This window comes from Enterococcus sp. 3H8_DIV0648 (assembly GCF_002140655.1).
Classification (GTDB): domain Bacteria; phylum Bacillota; class Bacilli; order Lactobacillales; family Enterococcaceae; genus Enterococcus_A; species Enterococcus_A hulanensis.
The window spans coordinates 1,616,328-1,618,975 of sequence record NZ_NGLG01000001.1; the positions used below are offsets into that span (position 1 = coordinate 1,616,328).

Genomic DNA, 2,648 nt, shown 5'->3' on the forward strand with positions numbered 1-2,648 from the left:
ACCAAGAAGCATTCGTTTCCTCGATTTTCAGCAGTTTATTATCAACGACAACGGATAGCTGGATCGACGCTGGAACCTTGCCGATAACGATCCGTAACTTCTCAGTACTCGCTGGTGCTTGATGGACCGTCGTTTTATTCTCATTGGTTTGATTATTAAAAATATAAGGCTCAACTTCAAACTTGTCATTGATTAGATAAGCAAGCTGCATCTGTTTATTGTAATTGGAATTGATTGGCTCCACCCGTTCCGGATGTTCAACTGTTTCTTTACGCAGCGCATAGAAATACTGATAAACTTCGCCAAACGGTCGATTTTTAAAATCATAGCGGACCATTTCCGGCAATTCCTCGTAGCTGGCTGACAACTCATTTTGTCCAACCTGCGAGTAGGTAAAATCTTCTCGCCGAATTGATAGGCCGATCCGTTCGAACAGCTCTTCAAAGCCCTGCTGCGTATAAAAACTATTGTGAGTCCGATCTAGTAAGCCATATTGTTTCCAATCCAACTTATTATTAAATAGATCGATCAAGACAGAATTATGTGCCAAATTGGGAAAAGTCAGTAAAATCTCGCCATTAGGCGCCAAGTATTTGCTGGCTTCGTCTAATGCTTTTTCCGAATCCGTCAAATGCTCCAAAACATCCGCAAAAATAATAAAGTCAAACTTCTTACCAGCGAAATGTTCGTTCCATTTGTATTCTTCGATGTTTCCTAAAAAGCCGTCCTGGGCAAAGCCCATGACGTGCTCAAATAAGACCGGATCAAATTCGACGATCGATACTTCACATTTTTTTTCGTTGATCAAATATTGGGTCATTCGGCCATTGCCGGGACCAAATTCTAAAACAGAAGAACCGTCAGTGATTTGACTGATGATTTTTCCTACACTCGTATGCTCTTCAAGCGACAAATCAAAATCATACTTCATAATTAAATCGTATCCTTCCACTTATGATCCAAAACGACGATGCCTTCGCCGACATATTTCCCAGTAATGAACATGGTCACATATCTTGTTTTGTATACTAACGGCACAGTTGCATTTTCTTCAAAAAGGGCTACGTCGAAATAATACTCGCCGCCTAAAAGTGCCATTTTTTCATATTCTAAATAGAAAACATTTTCTCCCTTTTTCCAAGGAATCGATTCTTCATCTAATAACGTATTCAATCCACAAACATAATTATTGTCGACCGTTCGAATCGCTACACCAAGTACTGGCTTCTTAATCGAGTCATCTTTCACATCATAAATTACTTTGACAACGACTTTGCTGTCTTGTTCAATGATTTCTAACGGTTGTAAATCGCCATCCAGCAATTCAGCTGATTTTACTTCTACAATGTCATAAGCAGAAAAATCTTCTGATGTAGAATTATCACGATCAATCGTTTTTAATGATTTCTTCTTCAAAAAGTTTTCGTAGGTCTCGGTGATTTCCATCGTTTCGCCTTCAGCTTCAACCACACCATTCTTCAACCAATAAACTCGATCGCAAAAACGACGAACTGCGTTTACATCATGAGATACAAAGAGGATCGTTTTACCTGCATTTCGCAGCTCAGTAAATTTCTCCATACATTTCAATTGGAACTCCAAGTCACCTACTGCCAAGGCTTCATCGACGATCAAGATATCAGGGTCGACATTGATCGCCACCGCAAAAGCAAGACGCACAAACATCCCGCTGGAATACGTTTTGACTGGCTGATACAGATGGTCGCCGATATCCGCGAAATTAATGATGTCATCGACCTTTTCCTGCATTTCCTCACGCGAAAAGCCTAAAACCATCCCATTAAGAAAAATATTTTCATAGCCGCTGTATTCAGGATTGAAGCCAGAACCAAGTTCCAAAAGCGCTGCAATATTTCCTTCGATTTTGATTTCACCTTCTGAAGGAGTCAATACCCCGGTAATGATCTTCAAAATCGTTGATTTACCAGAACCATTTTCTCCGATAAAACCAATCATCTCACCTTTTTTTACTTCTACATTTACATCATTCAAGGCGTAAAAAACTTCATGATAGGTTTTTCTAGTAGGACTTAGCGCTTCCTTCAAACGATCAGAAGGTTTTTTATACATATCGTATTTCTTTGTTAAGTGGTTGATTTCAATTACTGTTTCAGTCATTTAGATTTATCTCCTTATAAAACATCAGAAAAATGTGGCTTCAAGCGTTTGAAGACAATGCTGCCGACCACTAATAGAATTAAAGTTACGACCCAGAAATAGATCGTTAATAACGGCTTTTCCCAAAACCATTGCTCCCCAAAGAATGCATCCCGATAACCTTGGACAACATAGAACATTGGGTTAAATTTCAGAATAAATTGAATTGTGGGATGTGCCTCAAATTGATTGATACTCCATAAGACGGGAGTTCCCCACATTAATGCTTGCATAATAACCGTGATGAACTGATTAATGTCCGGGAAGAATGGCTGGATCGAAGACGTGATCCAAGTCAATCCTGTCAAGAACATCATCATCGCAAAGAGATAATAGAACATCTGCAAAATATGCAGACCAGGTGTTACATGATTAAAAATCCCCACGATAAAGGCAATGATGATAAAAAATATATGCATATACAAAGCCGAAAATAATTTTACCGATGGCAAAATACGAATGTTAAATAC

General features: G+C 38.9%; 3 protein-coding genes. All 3 read right to left on the minus strand.

The window, feature by feature from the left end:
• Positions 1-931 (minus strand): class I SAM-dependent methyltransferase (locus A5875_RS07470; RefSeq protein WP_141108334.1); only part of this gene is annotated, 931 nt, incomplete at its 3' end.
• Positions 932-933: 2 nt separating this feature from the next.
• Positions 934-2,139, minus strand: coding sequence for an ABC transporter ATP-binding protein (locus A5875_RS07475; RefSeq protein WP_088933018.1), 1,206 nt, complete (start codon positions 2,137-2,139; stop codon positions 934-936).
• Positions 2,140-2,153: 14 nt separating this feature from the next.
• A partial coding sequence (locus A5875_RS07480; RefSeq protein ID WP_176244630.1) for an ABC transporter permease occupies positions 2,154-2,648 on the minus strand: 495 nt, incomplete at its 5' end.

Bases quoted from the DNA above. Each gene is read 5' to 3' on its own strand.
- A5875_RS07475 (WP_088933018.1), bottom strand. From the start codon at position 2,139: ATGACTGAAACAGTAATTGAAATCAACCACTTAACAAAGAAATACGAT.